Annotated in this window: 17 protein-coding genes and 1 tRNA gene; 8 read left to right on the top strand and 10 right to left on the bottom strand. The window is 66.7% G+C overall.

Annotated features, from left to right (window positions below; genetic code table 11):
- Nucleotides 1-118 precede the first annotated feature (118 nt).
- From zwf to eda, 5 genes are all read left to right on the top strand, one after another.
- The gene (gene zwf, locus H4O11_RS02135) at nucleotides 119-1,555 is read left to right on the top strand and encodes a glucose-6-phosphate dehydrogenase (RefSeq protein ID WP_182337782.1); all 1,437 of its coding nucleotides are present in this window, start codon (nucleotides 119-121) and stop codon (nucleotides 1,553-1,555) included.
- Nucleotides 1,552-2,559 (top strand): glucokinase, encoded by a 1,008-nt coding sequence (glk, locus tag H4O11_RS02130; protein ID WP_182337781.1) that lies wholly within the window; start codon nucleotides 1,552-1,554, stop codon nucleotides 2,557-2,559. Before zwf ends, glk begins: the two co-directional genes overlap by 4 nt.
- Nucleotides 2,559-3,281 carry a 6-phosphogluconolactonase gene (gene pgl / locus H4O11_RS02125; protein WP_182337780.1) on the top strand — a complete coding sequence of 241 codons (723 nt, stop codon included), beginning with the start codon at nucleotides 2,559-2,561 and terminating at the stop codon, nucleotides 3,279-3,281. Before glk ends, pgl begins: the two co-directional genes overlap by 1 nt.
- Before the next feature lie 55 nt (nucleotides 3,282-3,336).
- Entirely contained in the window at nucleotides 3,337-5,253 is a 1,917-nt protein-coding gene (gene edd / locus H4O11_RS02120) for a phosphogluconate dehydratase (RefSeq protein ID WP_182337779.1), read from the top strand.
- 201 nt (nucleotides 5,254-5,454) lie between these two features.
- Nucleotides 5,455-6,114, top strand: a complete 660-nt coding sequence (eda, locus tag H4O11_RS02115) for a bifunctional 4-hydroxy-2-oxoglutarate aldolase/2-dehydro-3-deoxy-phosphogluconate aldolase (RefSeq protein WP_182337778.1) — start codon at nucleotides 5,455-5,457, stop codon at nucleotides 6,112-6,114.
- A 133-nt stretch (nucleotides 6,115-6,247) separates the two neighbouring features.
- On the opposite strand, the gene H4O11_RS02110 is transcribed toward eda, so the two are convergent.
- The 3 genes from H4O11_RS02110 to ispG form a co-directional block, all read right to left on the bottom strand.
- Nucleotides 6,248-6,895, bottom strand: coding sequence for a response regulator (locus tag H4O11_RS02110; protein WP_182337777.1), 648 nt, complete (start codon nucleotides 6,893-6,895; stop codon nucleotides 6,248-6,250).
- A gap of 195 nt (nucleotides 6,896-7,090) precedes the next feature.
- Entirely contained in the window at nucleotides 7,091-7,819 is a 729-nt protein-coding gene (locus H4O11_RS02105; protein ID WP_182337776.1) for a phosphatase PAP2 family protein, read from the bottom strand.
- Entirely contained in the window at nucleotides 7,800-9,065 is a 1,266-nt protein-coding gene (gene ispG / locus H4O11_RS02100) for a flavodoxin-dependent (E)-4-hydroxy-3-methylbut-2-enyl-diphosphate synthase (RefSeq protein ID WP_182337775.1), read from the bottom strand. The genes H4O11_RS02105 and ispG overlap by 20 nt, the downstream gene beginning before the upstream one ends.
- A 115-nt stretch (nucleotides 9,066-9,180) precedes the next feature.
- Between ispG and H4O11_RS02095 the strand changes: the two genes are divergently transcribed.
- Both H4O11_RS02095 and H4O11_RS02090 read left to right on the top strand, forming a co-directional pair.
- A complete protein-coding gene (locus H4O11_RS02095) occupies nucleotides 9,181-10,410 on the top strand; it encodes an ATP-binding protein (protein WP_182337774.1) in 1,230 nt (409 codons plus the stop codon).
- Nucleotides 10,407-10,988 carry a response regulator transcription factor gene (locus H4O11_RS02090; protein ID WP_182337773.1) on the top strand — a complete coding sequence of 194 codons (582 nt, stop codon included), beginning with the start codon at nucleotides 10,407-10,409 and terminating at the stop codon, nucleotides 10,986-10,988. Before H4O11_RS02095 ends, H4O11_RS02090 begins: the two co-directional genes overlap by 4 nt.
- A 114-nt stretch (nucleotides 10,989-11,102) precedes the next feature.
- On the opposite strand, the gene pgi is transcribed toward H4O11_RS02090, so the two are convergent.
- The 6 genes from pgi to pcnB all read right to left on the bottom strand — a co-directional run bounded on the left by pgi (nucleotide 11,103) and on the right by pcnB (nucleotide 17,133).
- Entirely contained in the window at nucleotides 11,103-12,611 is a 1,509-nt protein-coding gene (pgi, locus tag H4O11_RS02085; protein WP_182337772.1) for a glucose-6-phosphate isomerase, read from the bottom strand.
- A complete protein-coding gene (gene panD, locus H4O11_RS02080; RefSeq protein WP_182337771.1) occupies nucleotides 12,608-12,988 on the bottom strand; it encodes an aspartate 1-decarboxylase in 381 nt (126 codons plus the stop codon). Before panD ends, pgi begins: the two co-directional genes overlap by 4 nt.
- Before the next feature lie 588 nt (nucleotides 12,989-13,576).
- The gene (gene panC / locus H4O11_RS02075) at nucleotides 13,577-14,416 is read right to left on the bottom strand and encodes a pantoate--beta-alanine ligase (RefSeq protein WP_182337770.1); all 840 of its coding nucleotides are present in this window, start codon (nucleotides 14,414-14,416) and stop codon (nucleotides 13,577-13,579) included.
- Nucleotides 14,413-15,228 carry a 3-methyl-2-oxobutanoate hydroxymethyltransferase gene (panB, locus tag H4O11_RS02070; protein ID WP_182337769.1) on the bottom strand — a complete coding sequence of 272 codons (816 nt, stop codon included), beginning with the start codon at nucleotides 15,226-15,228 and terminating at the stop codon, nucleotides 14,413-14,415. Before panB ends, panC begins: the two co-directional genes overlap by 4 nt.
- Nucleotides 15,229-15,259: 31 nt before the next feature.
- Complete coding sequence (gene folK, locus H4O11_RS02065; protein ID WP_182337768.1) at nucleotides 15,260-15,748, bottom strand: 2-amino-4-hydroxy-6-hydroxymethyldihydropteridine diphosphokinase; 489 nt, start codon at nucleotides 15,746-15,748, stop codon at nucleotides 15,260-15,262.
- Between the two features lie 5 nt (nucleotides 15,749-15,753).
- Entirely contained in the window at nucleotides 15,754-17,133 is a 1,380-nt protein-coding gene (gene pcnB, locus H4O11_RS02060) for a polynucleotide adenylyltransferase PcnB (RefSeq protein WP_182338385.1), read from the bottom strand.
- A gap of 53 nt (nucleotides 17,134-17,186) precedes the next feature.
- Here pcnB and H4O11_RS02055 point away from each other — a divergent pair.
- A tRNA-Glu gene (locus tag H4O11_RS02055) sits at nucleotides 17,187-17,261 on the top strand.
- Nucleotides 17,262-17,447: 186 nt separating this feature from the next.
- Here the strand turns inward: H4O11_RS02055 and H4O11_RS02050 are convergent.
- On the bottom strand, nucleotides 17,448-18,872 hold the full coding sequence (locus H4O11_RS02050; RefSeq protein WP_182337767.1) for a sugar porter family MFS transporter: 1,425 nt from the start codon (nucleotides 18,870-18,872) through the stop codon (nucleotides 17,448-17,450).
- Nucleotides 18,873-19,146: the final 274 nt, after the last annotated feature.

The raw sequence follows: 19,146 nt of genomic DNA, 5'->3' as shown, positions 1-19,146 counted from the left end.
ACATCCGGCATTGGCCGGAATGCCTGTGGCAGACAACGGAAAAAGCAGTGCCAACCTTCCCCGGAACCCAGCCAGGCAGCGATTGAAGACGATGTCACCCGGATCTGAAACTCGAGCAATGCACGATACCCTCCTCCTGTTCGGCGCCACTGGCGATCTGGCCCAGCGCTATCTGTTCCCTTCCCTGCTGCGCCTGCTTGGCGATGGCCTGTTGCCGGAGGACTTCAAGGTCCGCGCACTGGCATTGTCGCCGCACGACACCGAAGGCTTCCGCGAGATCCTGCGGCCGCGCCTGCAGCAGGCCCACCCGCTGGCCACCGCGCAGGACATCGAATCGCTGCTGCAACGCATCGACTACCGTTCGGTGGACCTGCGCAACGCCGATTCGGTCGCCGAAGCCGTGTCCGGCCTGGTGGATCGCCACTGCGTGAGCTACCTGGCCATCCCGCCGGGCCTGTACATCTCCACCTGCGAAGGCCTGGCCAAGGGCGGCGCACTGGCTGCACCGCACCGGCTGATGCTGGAGAAGCCGATCGGCAGCGACAGCGAAAGCGCCGAGCAGATCCTCACCACCATCGGTGGCTGGATCGACGAGGACCGCGTGTTCCGCCTGGACCATTACCTGGGCAAGGCAGCGGTACAGAACCTGATCGCGTTGCGGTTCGGCAACACGCTGCTGGAAGCGGTGTGGAACCGCAACTACATCGAATCGGTGCACATCCTGGTCGCCGAGAGCGAAGGCGTGGATGGCCGCGATGCCTATTACGCGCGCTCCGGCGCGCTGCGCGACATGATCCAGAGCCACATCCTGCAGCTGTTGTGCCTGGTGGCGATGGAGCCGCCCGCCTCGCTGGAAGCGGACCGCATCCGCGACGAGAAGGTCAAGGTACTGCGCTCGCTGCGCCCGCTCGATGCCGCCAATGCCGCGCGTGACAGCGTGCGCGGCCGCTATACCGCCGGCACCATCAACGGCCAGCCGGCGCAGGCCTACCAGCCACCGGAAGGCAGCGACGTGGAAACCTTCGCCGGTGTCACCGCCCATATCGACAACTGGCGCTGGACCGGCGTGCCATTCCACCTGGTTACCGGCAAGCGCCTGCCTGAGCGCACCAGCCGCGTAGTGGTGACGTTGAAGCCGGTTACCCATTGGCTGTTCGAACGCCCGCATCGCGGACAGGCGACGCCGAACCGCTTGGTATTCCAGCTGCAGCCACAGGAGAACATCGAACTGGGGCTGATGAGCAGCCTGGCCGGCCCCGAATGGGGCGCACTGGAACTGCAGCCGCTGGAACTGGAGCTGTCGGTGCCGACCGGCCTGCACCGTCGCATCGCCTATGAACGCCTGTTCCTGGATGCCTTCAATGGCAACCACGCGCTGTTCGTGCGCGACGACGAAGTACGCGCCGCCTGGCACTGGATCGACAGCGTGGCCGACGCCTGGAAGAACGCCAGGCTGCCGCTGCAACCCTACCCCGCCGGCCAGTGGGGGCCGGAGGCCGCAGCGGACTTCCTGCCCGGCGACGTGCTTGCCGACGCATCGGACGGGCAGGCATGAGCGTGCTGGCCCAGCCGGTGCTGGTTGCCGACATCGGGGGTACCAACGCACGATTCGCGCTGGCTGAAACCGGTGCCGATACACCGCTGCTGGAAGGCAGCATCCGCGAGTACCCGGTAGCGGATTTCCCGTCGCTGGGTGATGCCGCAGGCCATTACCTGCAGGAACTGGGCGCCGAAGCCAGCCGTGGCGTGTTCGCCGTGGCCGGCCGTGTTGACGGTGATGAAGCACGCATCACCAACCATCCGTGGGTGATTTCACGCAGCCGCACCGCGGCGATGCTTGGCTTTTCCGAACTGCACCTGATCAACGATTTCGCCGCCCAGGCGATGGCCATCTCGCTGCTGCAGCCACGCGACGTGGTGCAGATCGGCGGCGCCCACTGGACGCCGCGCAAGGCCGGTGCAGCCGCCAACTACGGTGTCATCGGCCCAGGTACCGGGCTGGGGGTGGGCGGGCTGGTGATCCGCCGCAACCGCTGCTATCCGCTGGAAACCGAAGGCGGGCATGTCAGCTTCCCGCCGGGCACGCCCGAAGAGATCCGCATCCTGGAAATCCTTTCGGAAACGTTTGGGCGCGTTTCCAATGAACGCCTGATCTGCGGCCCCGGCCTGGTCAACATCCATCGTGCCGTCTGCGAGATGGCCGGCTTCGATCCGGGCCAGCTGCAGCCTGCCGACGTCACCGCGCGCGCGGCCCAGGCCGATCCACAGGCGATGCGCGCCGTAGACCTGTTCTGCGCGATCTTCGGCGCCATCGCCGGCGACCTGGTGTTGATCCAGGGTGCCTGGGATGGCGTGTTCCTGACCGGTGGACTGGTGCCGCGCATGCTGGAATCGCTGCAGCATTCCGGCTTCCGCCAACGCTTCGAACACAAGGGGCGTTTCTCTTCGATCATGGGCAGGGTACCGTCACTGGCGGTGATCCATCCCAACCCGGGCCTGCTCGGTGCGGCTGCCTATGCGGTCGATGCCGAATGCGATGCCACTGGAGCCGTTGCCTGATGCCAACCGTGTTTTCTTCCGACCGCGTGGAGTTCATCGCACACCGTGACGCCGATGGCTGGATCGAGGCGGTAGCCGCCGACATGGCCGGGATCCTCAATGCCGACATCGCCGAACACGGCCGTGCACGCATGCTGCTTTCGGGCGGCACCACACCGGCGCCGGTCTACCAGGCGCTGGCCGAGCTGGACGTGCACTGGGACCGGGTCGAAGTCAGCCTGGCCGATGAGCGCTGGTTGTCGCCACAGGATCGCGACAGCAATGCCTGGCTGGTCCGCGAGAGCCTGCTGAAGCGCGCTGAAGGTGCCCATTTCGATCCGCTGGTCCGCATCGGCAAGCCGCTGGCCGAATGCGTGTACACGGCCAACCTGCAGGCCCAGTACAACCTGCCGCCGAGCCTGGTGGCACTGGGCATGGGCAATGATGGGCATACCTGTTCGCTGTTCCCCGGTTCGCGCGACCTGCAGCGCGCCCTGGAAAGCACCCTGCCCTACGCGGCGCTGGATGCCACCGGCTGCCCCGGCGCCAACCAGTGGCCGCTGCGCATCACCCTGACGCCACATGGCCTGCGTGCCTGCCGCCAGCGCTTGCTGTTGCTGCGCGGCAAGCAGAAGCTTGAAGTGCTGAAGCGCGCGCTGGACAGCAACGAGGTCCAGCAGTACCCGATCCTCGCCGCGATCGACCAGCCCGGCCCGCGCCTGCGCGTGCACTGGGCCGACTGATCCGGCCATGCGTGACCCCTCCCTTCCTCTCGCCACCTCTCAACGCTGGTAGCCAATGAGTCTGCATCCGCAACTGCACGCCATCACCGAGCGCATCGTCCGCCGCAGCGCCGCTTCGCGCGCCGCCTACCTGGCCGCGATCGATGCCGCCCTGCGTGACGGCCCGTTCCGCAGCCGCCTCAGCTGCGGCAATCTCGCCCATGGTTTCGCCGCCTGCGGCGGCACCGACAAAGGCCGCCTGCGCGGCGGGGTGACGCCCAACCTGGGCATCATCACCTCCTACAACGACATGCTGTCGGCACACCAGCCGTTCGAGGGGTATCCGGAGCAGATCCGGCAGATCGCCCGCGACCTTGGCGCCACCGCGCAGGTTGCCGGCGGCGTGCCGGCAATGTGCGACGGCGTGACCCAGGGCCGCGGCGGCATGGAGTTGTCGCTGTTCTCGCGTGATGTCATCGCCCAGTCCACCGCCATCGGCCTGAGCCACGACATGTTCGACGCAGCGATCTACCTCGGGGTCTGCGACAAGATCGTGCCGGGCCTGCTGATCGGTGCACTGGCATTTGGCCACCTGCCGTCGGTGTTCGTGCCGGCCGGGCCGATGACTCCAGGCATTCCCAACAAGCAGAAGGCCGAAGTCCGCGAGCGCTATGCCGCCGGCCAGGCCACCCGCGAGGAACTGCTGGAAGCAGAAGCGGCGTCGTACCACGGCGCCGGTACCTGCACCTTCTACGGCACCGCCAATTCCAACCAGGTGCTGCTGGAGGCAATGGGCGTGCAGTTGCCGGGCGCCTCCTTCGTCAATCCGGAACAGTCGCTGCGCAGTGCGCTGACCCGCGAAGCCACGGTGCGCGCGCTTGAAATGACTGCGCTGGGCGATGACTTCCGCCCAATCGGCCGGATCATCGACGAGCGTGCCATCGTCAATGCAATTGTCGCCCTGATGGCCACCGGTGGCTCGACCAACCACACCATCCACTGGATCGCCGTGGCGCGCGCGGCCGGCATCGTGGTGACCTGGGACGACATGGACCAGCTGTCGCAGCTGATCCCGCTGCTGACCCGCGTGTACCCCAACGGCGAGGCCGACGTGAACCGCTTCGCGGCCGCGGGCGGTCCGGCGTTCGTGTTCGGCGAACTGATCCGCGCCGGCCTGATGCACGGCGACATCGTCACCATCGCGCGCGGCGGCATGGCCGACTATGCGCGGGAGCCGCGCCTGCAGGACGGCCAGGTGGTGTACGTGGACGGCATCGTGCGCAGCGCCGATGAAGAAGTCGCGCGCGGCGTGGACAATCCCTTCGAGAACCAGGGCGGACTGCGCCTGCTGCGCGGCAACCTGGGACGCTCCCTGATCAAGCTGTCGGCGGTGAAGCCGCAGTATCGCAGCATCGAGGCACCGGCCGTGGTGGTCGATGCGCCACAGGTACTGAACAAGCTGCACGCGGCTGGCCTGCTGCCACAGGATTTCGTGGCGGTGGTGCGTTACCAGGGCCCGCGCGCGAACGGCATGCCGGAGCTGCATTCGCTGGCGCCATTGCTGGGCCTGCTGCAGAACCAGGGCCGCCGCGTGGCGCTGGTCACTGACGGGCGGCTGTCCGGTGCGTCGGGCAAGATTCCCGCCGCCATCCATGTGACGCCGGAAGCGGCACGTGGCGGTCCGCTGGCGAAGGTGCGCGAAGGCGACATCGTGCGCCTGGACGGCGAAGCCGGCACGCTGGAAGTGCTGGTGGACGCTGCCGAATGGGCCGCGCGTGGGCTGGCACCGAACACGGCACCGGCGGCACACGATCTGGGACGCAACCTGTTCGCGGTCAACCGCCTGGTGGTGGGGCCGGCCGACCAGGGGGCGATATCGATTTCCTGCGGACCGGCTGCCGCCGATGGCAGCGCATGGGATTACGACGCCGAGTATGAGCTGGGGCACGACGCCGCAGCGGCGGCGGCGCCGCATGAGGGCAAGGACGCCTGAGCGCTATGCGCGGCGGGTCTGTCGGCTGGCGGCTGCGGTGGGTGGGCCGCTGCCAGGACACGCCGTGAACCCATCCATGGGGGCTCGCACTCGCGCGTCCTGCGCGAGAGCGGTCCTGGCAGCGGCCCACCCACCGCAGCCTCGGACGCTTCAGCGGCGCATCGTGCGCTGCATACGAAAGAAAAAAAGGAAAAGCAGGGCATGAGCATTCAGCAGCATCAGGTACGGGCAGCGGAGTTGTTGACGGCGGCGGGCATCCTGCCGGTGGTTACGGTGCATACGCTGGACCAGGCGCGGGCGGTCAGTGCGGCGTTGCTGGAAGGTGGCTTGCCGGCCATCGAGCTGACGTTGCGTACGCCGGTGGCGATGGAAGCGCTTGCGATGTTGAAGCGTGAGCTGCCGGGCGTGGTGGTGGGCGCCGGCACGGTGCTGACCGTGGAGCAGATCCAGCAGGCCATCGATGCCGGTGCGGATTTCCTGGTCACTCCGGGCACGCCCGCGCACATGGCCGATGCACTGGCCGCGGCACCACTGCCGGTGGTTCCTGGCGCGGCCTCGCCCACCGAGCTGCTCGCGCTGTATGCGCGCGGCTTCCGGGTCTGCAAGCTGTTCCCGGCCACCGCCGTGGGCGGATTGGCGATGATCAAGGGCCTGGCCGGCCCGGTGCCGGACCTGAAGCTGTGCCCGACCGGTGGCATCACCGAAGACAGCGCGGCCGAATACCTGGAGCAGAAGAACGTGGTCTGCATCGGCGGTTCATGGATGGTGCCGGGCAACTGGATCGCCGACGCGGCATGGGACAAGGTCCGCGATGCGGCTGCCGGTGCAGCGAAGATCGTCGCGCGGGTGCGCGGTCGCTGATCCTTGCTCCTGCCCCGCCGGGCATGGCCCGGCGCTACATGCCGGGCCATGCCCGACGAACCGGTTTCAGTAGCGCCGGGCCATGCCCGGCGTGACGACCCACGTTCGCCGCCCAACACGGCGCGGCAAACGGCTACATCGGCCGTGCCGGATCCACCAGGCCATACTGGCTGGCCATGCGGGCCAGCGCGATGTTGTCGTGGATACCCATCTTTTCGAACAGGCGCGCCTTGTGCGTGTTGATGGTCTTCGCACTCAGGCTCAGCCGACGGGCGATATCTTCCTGTCGCAGGCCCTGGGTCAGCAGCAACGCCACTTCCAGCTCGCGTGGGGACAGGCTGTCGAACGGCGAGGCACTGCCCTCCACGGTCGACAGCGCCAGGTTCTGGGCGATGTTGCTGCCCTGGTAGCGTCGTCCCATCGACGCATCCCGCACCGCACGCAGCAGTTCCTGCGCATTGCAGCCCTTGCTGATGTATCCCGATGCGCCGGCTTCGAGCAGCCGCTTTGGCATGGGACCATCTTCCAGCACCGAGACGATGACCACGCGCGTGCCTTCCTGCCCGCGGACGATGCGCTCGGTCACTTCCAGCCCACTGACCCCCGGCAGGTGCAGGTCGCACAACACCACCTCCGGCTTCAGTTGCCGGATTTCGCGCAATGCGTCCTCACCGCTCTCCGCCTCGCCGATCACCTCGATGTCGGTTTCACCGGACAGGATCATCTTCATGCCGGTGCGGACCAATGCATGGTCATCCACCAGATAGACACGAATCGTCATGCATGTTCCCCTTTCACCACCGCTGCCGCCTCCCACGGTAGGTACCGGGCCAGCGTCCCACAAGCGCAGATTCCGACGGTCAATCCGGAAATGCGGCCAGTATCACAATAGTCCGGCATCTTCTCTTCACCGCCTGCATTGGTGCCGCTTGCCAGATCAATATAGCCTATTGGGGCGCAAATCTTCATGATTCATTCACGTCTCCCCGCCCTGTAGTGCCCGGCGCCGCCGCCATGGGCGGCGATGTCGGAACATCATCAGGTAGCAGCCGGTGACCCAGGCCAGTGCCGCGCACCAGCCGGCCAGGATGTCCGACGGATAATGCACGCCCAGGTATACCCGCGACACGCTGACCAGGATCGCGAACGACGATGCCAGCAGGACCACCCACCAGCGCCAGCGGGTATTCCAGGCCAACAGCAGCACCACGCAGGCGAACGTCATGCTGCCCATCGCATGGCCACTGGGGAAGCTGTAGGTGGATTCAGGGGCGATCGATTCCCACAGGCTGGGCCGGTCCCGCTGGAAGAACTGCTTGCTGGCCATGTTCAACAGGGCCGAACCCAGCATGGCGATGGCGGCGAAGCCCCCTTCCCGCCAGCGCCTGCGCACCAGCAGCAGCGATACGATCACCACGTCGGCCGGAATCAGGAACCACTCATAGCCCAGCCGGGTGACCACCACCACGACCTGGTCCAGCACCGGTCCGTGCCAGCCGTGCAGGCGCCACAGCAACGGCGCATCGAAGTACACCGCTTCAAGCTCATGGACTTCATCGGCCAGTGCCACGAACACCGCCAGCGGCGCCAGTACGCCGGCAAACAGCAGGACGAAGCGCCATGCGTTGCGCGACAACCAATGCCGGTAGCCTGCGGCCGCTTCGTTGCCGCCCGGCAGGAACGGCTTATCCGGCGTTTCGGACATAAGTCCGTTCGACGTATTCGTCGATCAGGGCAACGAAGTCCTGGGCGATGTTCGCGCCACGCAGGGTGACCGTCTTCTCGCCATCGACGAACACCGGTGCTGCCGGTGCCTCACCGGTGCCCGGCAGCGAGATGCCGATGTTGGCATGCCGCGATTCGCCCGGCCCGTTGACGATGCACCCCATCACGGCCAGCGTCATGTTCTCCGCGCCGGGATGCTCGATCTTCCACCGCGGCATCTTTTCGCGCACATGGTTCTGCACCACCTTGGCCAGTTCCTGGAAGAACTCGGACGTGGTCCGGCCACACCCCGGGCAGGCAGTCACCAGCGGCGTGAAAGCGCGCTGGCCGGTGGTCTGCAGCAGTTCCTGGGCGACGATGACTTCCTGCGTCCGTGACTGGCCCGGTTCGGGCGTCAGCGAAATGCGGATGGTGTCGCCGATGCCTTCCTGCAGCAGCACCGCCAGCGCCGCCGACGAGGCGACGATGCCCTTGCTGCCGATACCGGCCTCGGTAAGGCCCAGATGCAGGGCAAAGTCCGAGCGCTGTGCCAGGTCGCGGTACACCGCGATCAGTTCCTGCACGCCGCTGACCTTGGCCGACAGCACGATGCGGTCACGCGGCAGGCCAAGCTCGACCGCCTGCGCGGCCGAATCCAGCGCCGAGCGGATCAAGGCCTCGCGCAGCACGCGCCCGGCATCCCAGGGCTGCTCCCGCAGGGTGTTTTCGTCCATCAACCGGGCGGCCAACGACTGGTCGAGCGAGCCCCAGTTGGCACCGATGCGCACCGGCTTGTCGTAGCGGATGGCGAACTCGATCAGCTGGGCGAACTGCAGGTCCTTCTTCTTGCCGAATCCCACGTTGCCCGGATTGATACGGTACTTGGCAAGGGCTTCGGCGCAGGCAGGCTCGGCCGCCAGCAACTGGTGGCCGTTGTAGTGGAAGTCGCCGATCAACGGCACCTCGATGCCCATCATCGCCAGCTTGTCGACGATGCGCGGAATGGCGGCGGCAGACTCGGGGTTGTTGACCGTCAGCCGTACCATTTCCGAACCGGCCCGCCACAGCTCGGCCACCTGCTTGACGCTGGAGGCTACGTCGGCCGTGTCGGTGTTGGTCATCGACTGCACCACCACGGGCTTGCCTCCGCCCACCACCACGCCGCCGATGCGGACGGGTTGGGTCAGGCGGCGCGGCCAGGCGGTGGGCTCGGCGGGAGGAGTCGGTCGGGATACGGCGTCATGCATCGCAATATTCTAGCGCCGCCACGCGACGGTCGGGTGACTCCCATTCAGCCGCGATGTCGTCTGCGGCCGATTGTCGCAGGCAGGGGGCGCGCCGAGCGCATACGATGGACATCCAATGACCACTCCCGACGCCCCCTTCCTGCAGACCCTGTGCAGCCTGCGCTGGCTGGCAACGGCCGGCCAGGCCGCGACGATCCTCGTGGCCACCTGGGTGCTGGGCCTGCCGTTGCCGCAACTGCCGCTGTGGGCTGGCGTGCTGGTACTGGCCCTGTTCAACATCTACGCGCAGCTGCGCGTCCATGGCACCGATACCGCCCCGGTGACCGCCTTCGGGCATATCCTGGTCGATGTCACCGTGCTCACCTGGATGGTGGGCTGGAGCGGTGGCATCACCAATCCGTTCGGCTCGTTGTTCCTGATCCTTATCGCCCTTGCGGCGCTGGCGCTGCCTGCTCGCTGGACGCTGGCCGTGGCGGGCGCCTGCCTGTTCGGCTATTCGCTGAGCGCGGCGTTCGGCCTGCCGCTGCCGCCCGGTGGCTACTTCGCCCCCGAAGACCTGCAGCAATGGGGCATTGTCGCCAACTTCCTGATTTCCGCCACGGTGGTGCTGGCGTTCTCCTCGCGGCTGGCGATCGCGTTGCGGCAGCGCGAGCATGAGCTGTCACTGCTGCGCGAACGCTTCGCACGCAATGAAGGCATCGTCGCGCTGGCCACCCATGCCGCCTCGGTGGCGCATGAACTCAACACGCCGTTGGCGACCATGACCCTGCTGGCCGATGACATTGCCGAGCAGAATGAAAGCATGGACGTGCGCGACGACGTGGAAACCCTGCGGGAGCTGCTGGTGCAGTGCCGCGAGCGCGTGTTGGCACTGGCCGCGCCCGCCTCGCCGGATGCGCCCGGGCGCGGTCCGGCCACGGCGCTGCAGGTACTGGAACAGTGGCGCCTGGTGCGCCCGACCATCACCCTGACCCGCAATGCCGATGCGCCACTGACGTTGCCGCTGGATGCCGGCGTCGGTCACTTGCTGATGGTGCTGTTGAACAATGCCGCCGACGCTGGCGAAAAGGCCGGCCGCGCCGAAGTGGACCTGTCCCTGCGCATCGAGGGCGACGACCTGGTCGGGGAAGTGCGTGATTTCGGGCATGGTTTCGATGCGCGCCAGGCAGTGCTGCCAGGCACCCTTTTCAGCTCCAGCAAGAGCGAAGGCATGGGCGTCGGCCTGGCCCTGTCCCACGCCACCATCGAACGCCTCCACGGCGAAATGTGGATGCGCCCAGCCCCCGGTGCAGGCAGTCGCGTAGGCTTCCGTATCGCATTGGCTCCCCGCGAGGAAACACCATGAATACCGCCCTGCCCCCGCAAGCCACGCCGCAGGGCGATGGCCTGCTGGTAGACGACGATGAGTTGTACCTGCGTACCCTGCAACGCAGCCTGGCCCGCAAGGGACTGGAAACACGCACCGCGCAGGATGCCCCCACCGCACTGCTGCTGGCCCGCCAACAGCCCCCCGCCTATGCACTGATCGACCTGAAGCTGGGCAGCGAATCCGGGCTGGGGCTGATCCAGCCACTGCGCGCGCTGCGTGCGGACATGCGCATCCTGCTGGTGACAGGCTATGCCAGCATCGCCACGGCGGTGGAAGCCATCAAGCTTGGCGCCGACGACTACCTGCCCAAGCCAGCCACGGTACCGATGATCCTGCGCGCGCTCGGCGAAGAAGACGACGGCCCTGCCGATGACGGCGAACTGGACGTACCCGATGCAATGACCCCGATCAGCCGCCTGCAGTGGGAACACATCCAGCAGGCGATGCATGAAACCGGGGGCAATGTCTCGGCAGCCGCGCGGCTGTTGGGGATGCATCGGCGTTCGCTGCAGCGCAAGCTGGCCAAGCGGCCAAGCCCGGATTCGACGCGCTAGGAAACAGCGCGGCACCGCGCTGCATGCAGGCGACGGCATCGCCGCCCAGGTAGCGCCGAACCATGCCCGGCGTGCGTGCCCGGATCAGAAAATGCCGCCGAGCATGGCTGGGCGCTACAGCAGGCCGAGGATCTCGCGCGTCAGCGGATCGGCGATCTCCACCGCCTCGCCCTGCAGTGCCGGCAGCAACTGGCTGGCCAGCTGCTTGCCCAACTCCACGCCGAACTGGTCGAACGCGTTGATGTTCCAGACCACCGACTGCACGTACACCGCATGCTCATACATCGCGATCAGCGCACCCAGTGCCTGCGGGGTCAGCGCATCGAGCAGGATCAGCGTGCTCGGCCGCCCACCGGGATAATCGCGGTGCGGGTCGTCGCTGGACTGGCCATTGGCCAGCGCTTCGGTCTGCGCCAGCAGGTTGGCCAGCAACGCCTGGTGGTTGACCACATAGGGATCGTCGCTGCGCACGCAGCCGATGAAATCGGCAGGCACCACGCTGGTGCCCTGGTGCAGGGCCTGGAAGAAGCTGTGCTGCACGTCCGTGCCCGCCCCGCCCCACCACACCGGCACGGTATCGCTGGCCACAGGCTGGCCATCGCGCTGCACGCGCTTGCCCAGGCTCTCCATCACCAACTGCTGCAGGTAGGCCGGCAACAGCGCCAGGCGCTGGTCGTAGGTCATCACCGCATGCGTGGCGTAGCCCAGCAGGTTGCGGTTCCAGATATCGGTCAGCGCATGCAGCACCGGCAGGTTTCGCTCCAGCGGCGCGTCCAGGGCATGCGCATCCATCTGCGAGGCGCCTTCCAGCAACTGCTCGAAGCGCTCGAAGCCGATGGCCAGGGCGATAGGGAACCCAACCGCTGACCACAGCGAGTAACGGCCACCCACCCAATCCCACATCGGCAACACACGGGCTGCGGCGATGTCGAACGCCGCAGCGGCACGCTCCGGGTTGGCGCTGACCGCGTACAGGCGCTCGCTGCCGCCCAGCCAATCGCACAGGATCCTGCCGTTGAGCAGGGTTTCCTGGGTACTGAAGGTCTTGGAGATCAGCACGCCAGCCGTACGCGCCGGATCCAGCGTCGCCAGCGTGCGCTGCATGGCGGCACCGTCCACGTTCGACACGAAATGCACGCGCAGGCGCGCGCCGTCGACCGGGCGCAGCGCGTCGGCGACCAGCCGCGGACCGAGATCGGAACCACCGATACCCACGCTGACCACGTCGGTGACGCCGCTGTCCTCCAGCGCACGCACCAGCCCGCCCATGCGCTGGCGCACCTCGCGTGCAGTGGCGAAGGCCTCCGCCGCGACCGGTGCATCGACCACGTCTCCGCGCAGCGCGGTATGCAGTGCCGCACGGCCTTCGGTCAGGTTGACCTGCTCACCGCGCAACAGGCGGTTGATGGCACCGCCGACATCACGTTCGGCAGCCAGCGCCAGCAACGCCTGCAATGCCGCCGCATCGTACTTCTGGCGCGCGAAATTGACATACAACGGACCTACCCGCACCGCCAGGTCATGCACGCGGCCAGGTTCGGCGGAGAGCAGGTCGGGGATGCGCGCGCCACGCAGGCGCTGGGCATGGGAATGGAGCGGGTCGAATCCGTTGTTCGTCGTCATGCGGCCTGGGTCGGGATGCTGTCGTTGGTATGGGATATCTGGTTGTTGCCGTCCACATATACCAGCTTCGGACGGAAGCTGTCAGCTTCCTGCTCGGTCATGCTGGCGAAGGCAGCGATGATGATGATGTCACCGACCTGCACATGGCGCGCAGCGCCGCCGTTGAGCGAAACCACGCCACTGCCCGCTTCGGCACGGATGGCGTAGGTGCTGAAACGCGCGCCATTGGTGACGTCCCAGATATGCACCTGTTCGAACTCACGGATGCCGGTCGCCGCCAGCAGGTTGTCGTCGATGGCGATCGAGCCTTCGTAGTTCAGCTCGGAGTGGGTGACGGTGGCGCGGTGGATCTTGGTCTTCAGCAGGGACAGGTGCATGGCACGGCAACGCGGTAAAGGAAAGAGGAGATTCTACCACCAGGGGGATTGGCGTCAGGGCCGGCGCGGCGGCACCCGGCCGTTCAGGCTGCGCCCGGTCGGCACTGCAGGCCGGCAGATGAGCGCCCAACGCAAGCCCGCACCCCCTACGTGCGCTCAACTAAGCCGAAAACCAAGGAAACCCCATGCCTGCAACCCTTACCCGCGTGCCCGTCAAGGGCCTGATTGCCCGATTTACCCCACCCCGGCAGGCTGCAGGCCGCCCGCCAAAGGCCCGGCAGGCGCCACGAGCGCCTGCGGCAGTGTGCAACCGGGACCAGCCGGCAACACAGCGTGCGGCGCCGGCGATCATGCCGCCTGCCGGCCGCGCACGGCCGGCAGCGCCGGTCACGAACCTCCATGGGCGATATCCCGTGCTGCGCGAGATCGCCAGGCTTGAGGCATTGGCCATGCAGGCCGCCTGGGAGCAGGCAGCCCGCAATGACAAGGCGAACTCCGAGCGCACGGAATTCCGGTTCCTTGCAGCTACGCGGGAGGTCCGATCTGTCGTGGCGGGGCCGCAAGGGACCTGACTCCGCTGGCGACCTTTCAGAACTCCAGGTTGTCGATCAACCGCGTGCTGCCCAGGCGCGCGGCAATCAACGCGACGCGCGGCCCACCTTCATGCGGCGGCTCGACCAGGTCGGGGGTACGCACGACGGCGTAATCCACCTGGAAGCCGGCGGCCTGCAACGTTGCAGTTGCATCGGCCTCGATACGCCCACGAGGAAGGCCGGCAGCGTAGCCTTCGCGCATGCCCAACAGCACGCGGTGGATCGTGGTCGACGCAGGCCGTTGTTCGGCATTGAGGTACTGGTTGCGCGAACTCATCGCCAGGCCGTCGTCCTCGCGGACGATCTCGCCACCGATGATCTGGATCGGGAACGCCAGGTCTTCCACCATCTGGCGGATCACCGCCAGTTGCTGGAAGTCCTTCTTGCCGAAGGCCGCGACATCCGGCTGCACCTGGTTGAACAGGCGCGACACCACGGTGCACACGCCATCGAAATGGCCGGGACGATGCGCGCCCTCAAGCAGCCCGCTGATTCCCGGCACGCTGACATTGGCGGCAAGGTCGACCCCGAACGGGTACATCGACTCCACCGTCGGCAACCACAGCACGTCGCAGCCGGCGGCCTGCAGGCCGCTGGTGTCGGCTTCCGGCGTACGCGGATAGCGGGTGAAATCTTCGTTCGGGCCAAACTGCGTCGGGTTGACGAACACGCTGGATACCACGCGGTCGGCATACTGCCGCGCCAGCGTGACCAGTGAATAATGGCCCGCATGCAGGTTGCCCATGGTGGGCACCAATGCCACGCGCAGGCCTTCACGCTTCCAGCCGCTGACCACGGTGCGCAGCCGGGAAAGTTCGGTAACGGTCTCGATCATGATGCGTAGGCGTGCTCTGCGTCGGGAAAGGAGCCGTTGCGTACTGCATCGGCATAAGCACGGGTTGCCCCGGCAACGGAACCGCCTTCGCCCAGGAAATCCTTGACGAACTTCGGACGGCGATGCCCGCTGTCCAGGCCGAGCAGGTCGTGCATGACCAGCACCTGCCCATCGCACTGCGGGCCGGCACCGATGCCGATGGTCGGCACCGCCACGGCCGCGGTGACCTCGGCCGCCACCGGGGTCGGCAGGCATTCCAGCACCAGCAGGCTGGCACCGGCCTGGACCACCGCCCTGGCGTCTTCCACCAGTTGGCGGGCGGCATCACCGCGCCCTTGGACCCGGTACCCACCAAGCCGCAGTACCGACTGCGGGGTCAGGCCAAGGTGCGAGCAGACCGGGATTTCGCGCTCCACCAGGTAACGGATGATGTCCAGCTTGAATCCGGCGCCTTCGATCTTGACCATCTCCGCGCCAGCCTGCAGCAACTGCAGGGACGCCTCGAAGGCACGCTCGGGGGTCGCATCGGCACCGAACGGCAGGTCGGCGACCAGCAGCGCGCGTTGCAGCACGCGGGCCACCGCACGGGTGTGGTAGACCATGTCGGCCACGGTGACCGGCAAGGTGGAATCATGGCCCTGCACCACCATGCCCAGCGAATCGCCGATCAGGATCAGGTCGACGCCATTGCTGTCGAAAGTGCGGGCAAATCCCGCGTCGTACGCGGTCAACATGACCAGCTTCTGTCCGTTGCGCTTTGCCTCGGCCAGCGCCGGGACCGTCCAGGGCTTGCTGTCTGCGTGGGTGCTCATTAGGAGATAACCGGGGGTGATAACTCGGCCATTATCCCCTTATCGGCGCGATCCCGCAGGCGTCCACCTGCACTACTGCGTCCCGCACCCGGGCATGCCCCGGAATTGCCAGGTCCGGCGCCACTTCAGCCAATGGCACCAGCACGAAACCGCGCTGGTGCAGGAACGGATGCGGCACCTTCAACTCCGGCAGGTCGATGACCTGGTCGGCATACAGCAGCAGGTCCAGGTCCAGGCTGCGCGGCCCCCAGTGCAGCGCCGGATCGCGCACGCGGCCAAACCGCTGCTCCAGCGCCTGCAGCGCGCGCAGCAGTGGCAATGGCTGCAGCCCGGTATGTACGCCGGCCACCGCATTGACGAATGGCGGCTGGTCCAGGTTGCCCCATGCCGGGGTGGCATACAACGAAGAGGCACGCAGCATGCGCGTGCCCGGCAGTTCGCCGAGCGCGGCGAGCGCGGCGCGGACCGTGCCGGCCGCATCGCCGAGGTTCGCCCCCAGCCCGATCCACGCCTCGACCACGATGCTTACTCGGCCGCAGGCGCGGCGGCACCGCCGGTGCGACGCCGGCGACGGCGGCGCTTGCGCGGTGCACCGTCTTCATCCAGCTCGTCCTGGCTGTGCAGCACGTCCAGCGCCGACTCCAGTTCGCGGCCGGACTGCTGTTGCGCCTCGCGCCAGAACGCCACGTCGGCAGCATGCTCGCTGGATGCCACCTGGCGCAGGATCAGGAAATCGAATGCCGCACGAAAACGCGGATGGGTCAACGTGCGGAATACGCGCTTGCGCTGGCGCGAACCGAAACGCGCCTGCAGCAGCCAGACTTCCTGCATCGGCAACGAGAACCTGCGCGGCAGGGCAATGGTCGTCAGCTGGTGCAGGGTGACCCGGTCGGCGGCACGGCGCTGCGCCTCTTCCTCGGCCACCCCCTGCTTGAGCAGGGTAGCCTGGGCGCGACAGAACGCGGGCCACAGCAGCAGCGCGAACAGGAAAGACGGCGACACCGGCTCGTCATTGGCCACGCGCAGATCGGTATTGGCTAGGCCCTCGATCAACATGCGGCGCAGCGCACCGCTGCGGTTCGCGCGCAGGGCGATGGCGCTTTCCGGGAACAGCACGGCCAACAAGCCATAGCGCTCCAGGCCTTCGAAACTGGCCACGCCATGGCCGGACAGGAACAGCTTGAGTACTTCCTCGAACAGGCGCGCCGGCGCGGCCTCATTGAGCAGCCCGGCCAACTGCGGGATCGGCGCGGCGGTTTTTTCTTCGATCTGGAAGCCAAGCTTGGCCGCCAGCCGGATCGCACGCAACATGCGCACGGGGTCTTCGCGGTAACGCTGTTCCGGATCGCCGATCAACTTCATCAGGCGCGCCTGCACGTCTTCGAAACCGCCGGTGTAATCACGTACCGAGAAATCTTCGACCGTGTAATACAGGGCATTGCAGGTGAAGTCGCGGCGGATGGCATCGTCTTCGATGGAACCGTACACGTTGTCACGCACCAGCATGCCGTTTTCCATCTCACGGTCGCCGCTGCCGTCATCGCTGTTGGCACGGAAGGTGGCGACCTCGATGATCTCGCGGCCGAACACCACGTGGGCCAGGCGGAAGCGGCGGCCGATGAGGCGACAGTTGCGGAACAACTGCTTGACCTGTTCGGGCGTAGCGTCGGTGGCTACGTCGAAGTCCTTGGGATGGCCATCGACCAGCAGGTCGCGCACGGCGCCGCCCACCAGGTAGGCGGCAAAGCCGGAATCACGCAGGCGATACAGCACGCGCAGGGCGTTGGGGCTGATGTCCTTGCGGGAGATGGTGTGCTGGTCGCGCGGAATCACGCGCAGGCTGATCGGGGATGTCGCGGTGGAATTGATGTTGGCGCTTCCGGTTGAAGTTTCGGGATTGCCCAATGGCATCGAGATGCATATACTAGCGCGCCTGCCCCGGCAGTGACACTTCAAACGCTCCCTTCGTCTAGAGGTTAGGACGTGGCCCTCTCAAGGCTAAAACAGGGGTTCGAGTCCCCTAGGGAGCACCAGTCACCGCAGCAGGAAGCAAGAAGCCCGCCAGAAGCGGGCTTTTTTGTTTTCGTGATCCACCCACCTGCCGGTAGCGCCGGGCCATGCCCGGCGAACGCGCAGCGCGACCTGCACCAGGTATCGCACAGGCCGCGCCCGGCAGGCACCGGGCATGGCGCGTCGCCAGCCCGGCCCACCGGCAAGCATCAGCCTTCCATCTGCTCCAGTTCCTTGCCCTTGGTTTCGCGCACGTAGCGCAGCACGAAGAAGATCGACAGGAATGCCGCTACGGTATAGATGCCGTACGCACCCGCCAGGCCGATGCCGGTCAACAGGATCGGGAAGCTCACCGTAATGGCGAAGTTCGACGTCCACTGCGCCGCGCCGGCCACCGCCAGCGCCGAACCACGGATCTGGTTCGGGAACATTTCACCCAGCATGACCCACATCACCGGGCCCCAGGACATGTTGAAGAACACCACGTAGACATTGGCCGCCACCAGCGCCAATCGCCCCATGCCGTCGGACAGGTGCAGCTTGCCATCTACCAGGCTGCCGCTGGAGAACGCCACCACCATCAGTGCCAGCGACACCGCCATGCCGACCGAGCCGACCCACAACAGCGGCTTGCGTCCGATCCGGTCGATCAGCAGCACGGTGACCAGGCAGGCACCGATGCTCAGCGCGCCGGACAATACATTGATCAGCAGCGCATCGTTCTCGGAGAAACCGACCGCCTGCCACAGCACGGCACCGTAGTAGAACACCACGTTGATGCCGACCAGCTGCTGCAGGATGGCCAGCCCGATGCCGACCCATACGATGCCGCGCAGCTTGCCCGACGTCTTGTCCTTCAGGTCGGCGAACGAAGGCTTGTGCTGGTCCTGTGCCAGGCTGGCCTCGATCTCTCCCAGCTTGACCTCGGCTTCGGCTGGACCGTACAACCGGGACAGCACCGCGGCCGCTTCACCACGACGCCCCTTGACCACCAGGAAGCGCGGGCTTTCCGGAATGGCCAGCAGCAGCACCAGGAACACCAGCGAAGGGATGGACTGCATCCAGAACATCCAGCGCCATGCCTCCTGGCCCAGCCACAACGGCTCGGTCGAGGCGCCGGCGGCGCGCGCCAGCAGGAAGTTGCTGAGGAAGGCAACGAACAGGCCGCTGATGATCGCCATCTGCTGCACCGTGGCCAGCTTGCCGCGGTAGCGTGCCGAAGCCACTTCGGCGATATAGGCCGGTGACATCACGCTGGCCGCGCCGACGGCGAAGCCGCCGATCACACGCGCTGTGATGAACAGCCACGAGGCATGCGCCGCGCCGGCACCCAGCGCGGACAACAGGAACAGCGCGGCGGAGATGATCAGCACGCTGCGGCGCCCCAGCAGGTCGCCAAGCCGCCCGGCGGCGAACGCGCCGATGGCGCACCCCAGCAGCATGGAAGCCACTTCGAAACCGAGCGCCGCCTCGCTGGAGTTGAACGCCATGCGCAGGCCGTCGACGGTGCCGTTGATGACACCACTATCGAAACCGAACAGGAAGCCACCGATGGTGGCCACGCAGCTGATCAGCACGATGAAGGCGGTATTCTCGCCGCGCGCGCTGGTGGAGACAGGTATCACTTGGGACATGGGATGATCCGGTTGCCGGGGACGCCTGCCGCTCAGCGCGGCAGGTACTGGGTCTAGCAGGTTCTCATACGATTCCCACCACACGCACGGCGCTGACGCCGTTGTCTACCGCTAGACAGCGAAGTCTGGGGGGCTGCCGCATGCGAAGGCAATGTGCACTGCGGCAAAAGATTGCCCTGGCGGGCGCATGCAGGGCGATGGGCGGATCTGCAATCGCGCGGAGGCGATTGCCGAATCCGACCGATCAGCCCGCCAAGCCGACGCCGATGCCCAA

This window comes from Stenotrophomonas tumulicola (genome assembly GCF_014117215.1).
Taxonomy (GTDB): domain Bacteria; phylum Pseudomonadota; class Gammaproteobacteria; order Xanthomonadales; family Xanthomonadaceae; genus Stenotrophomonas; species Stenotrophomonas tumulicola.
Note: the sequence above shows the minus strand (reverse complement) of the source record. Positions and strands in the feature narration are given on the sequence as shown.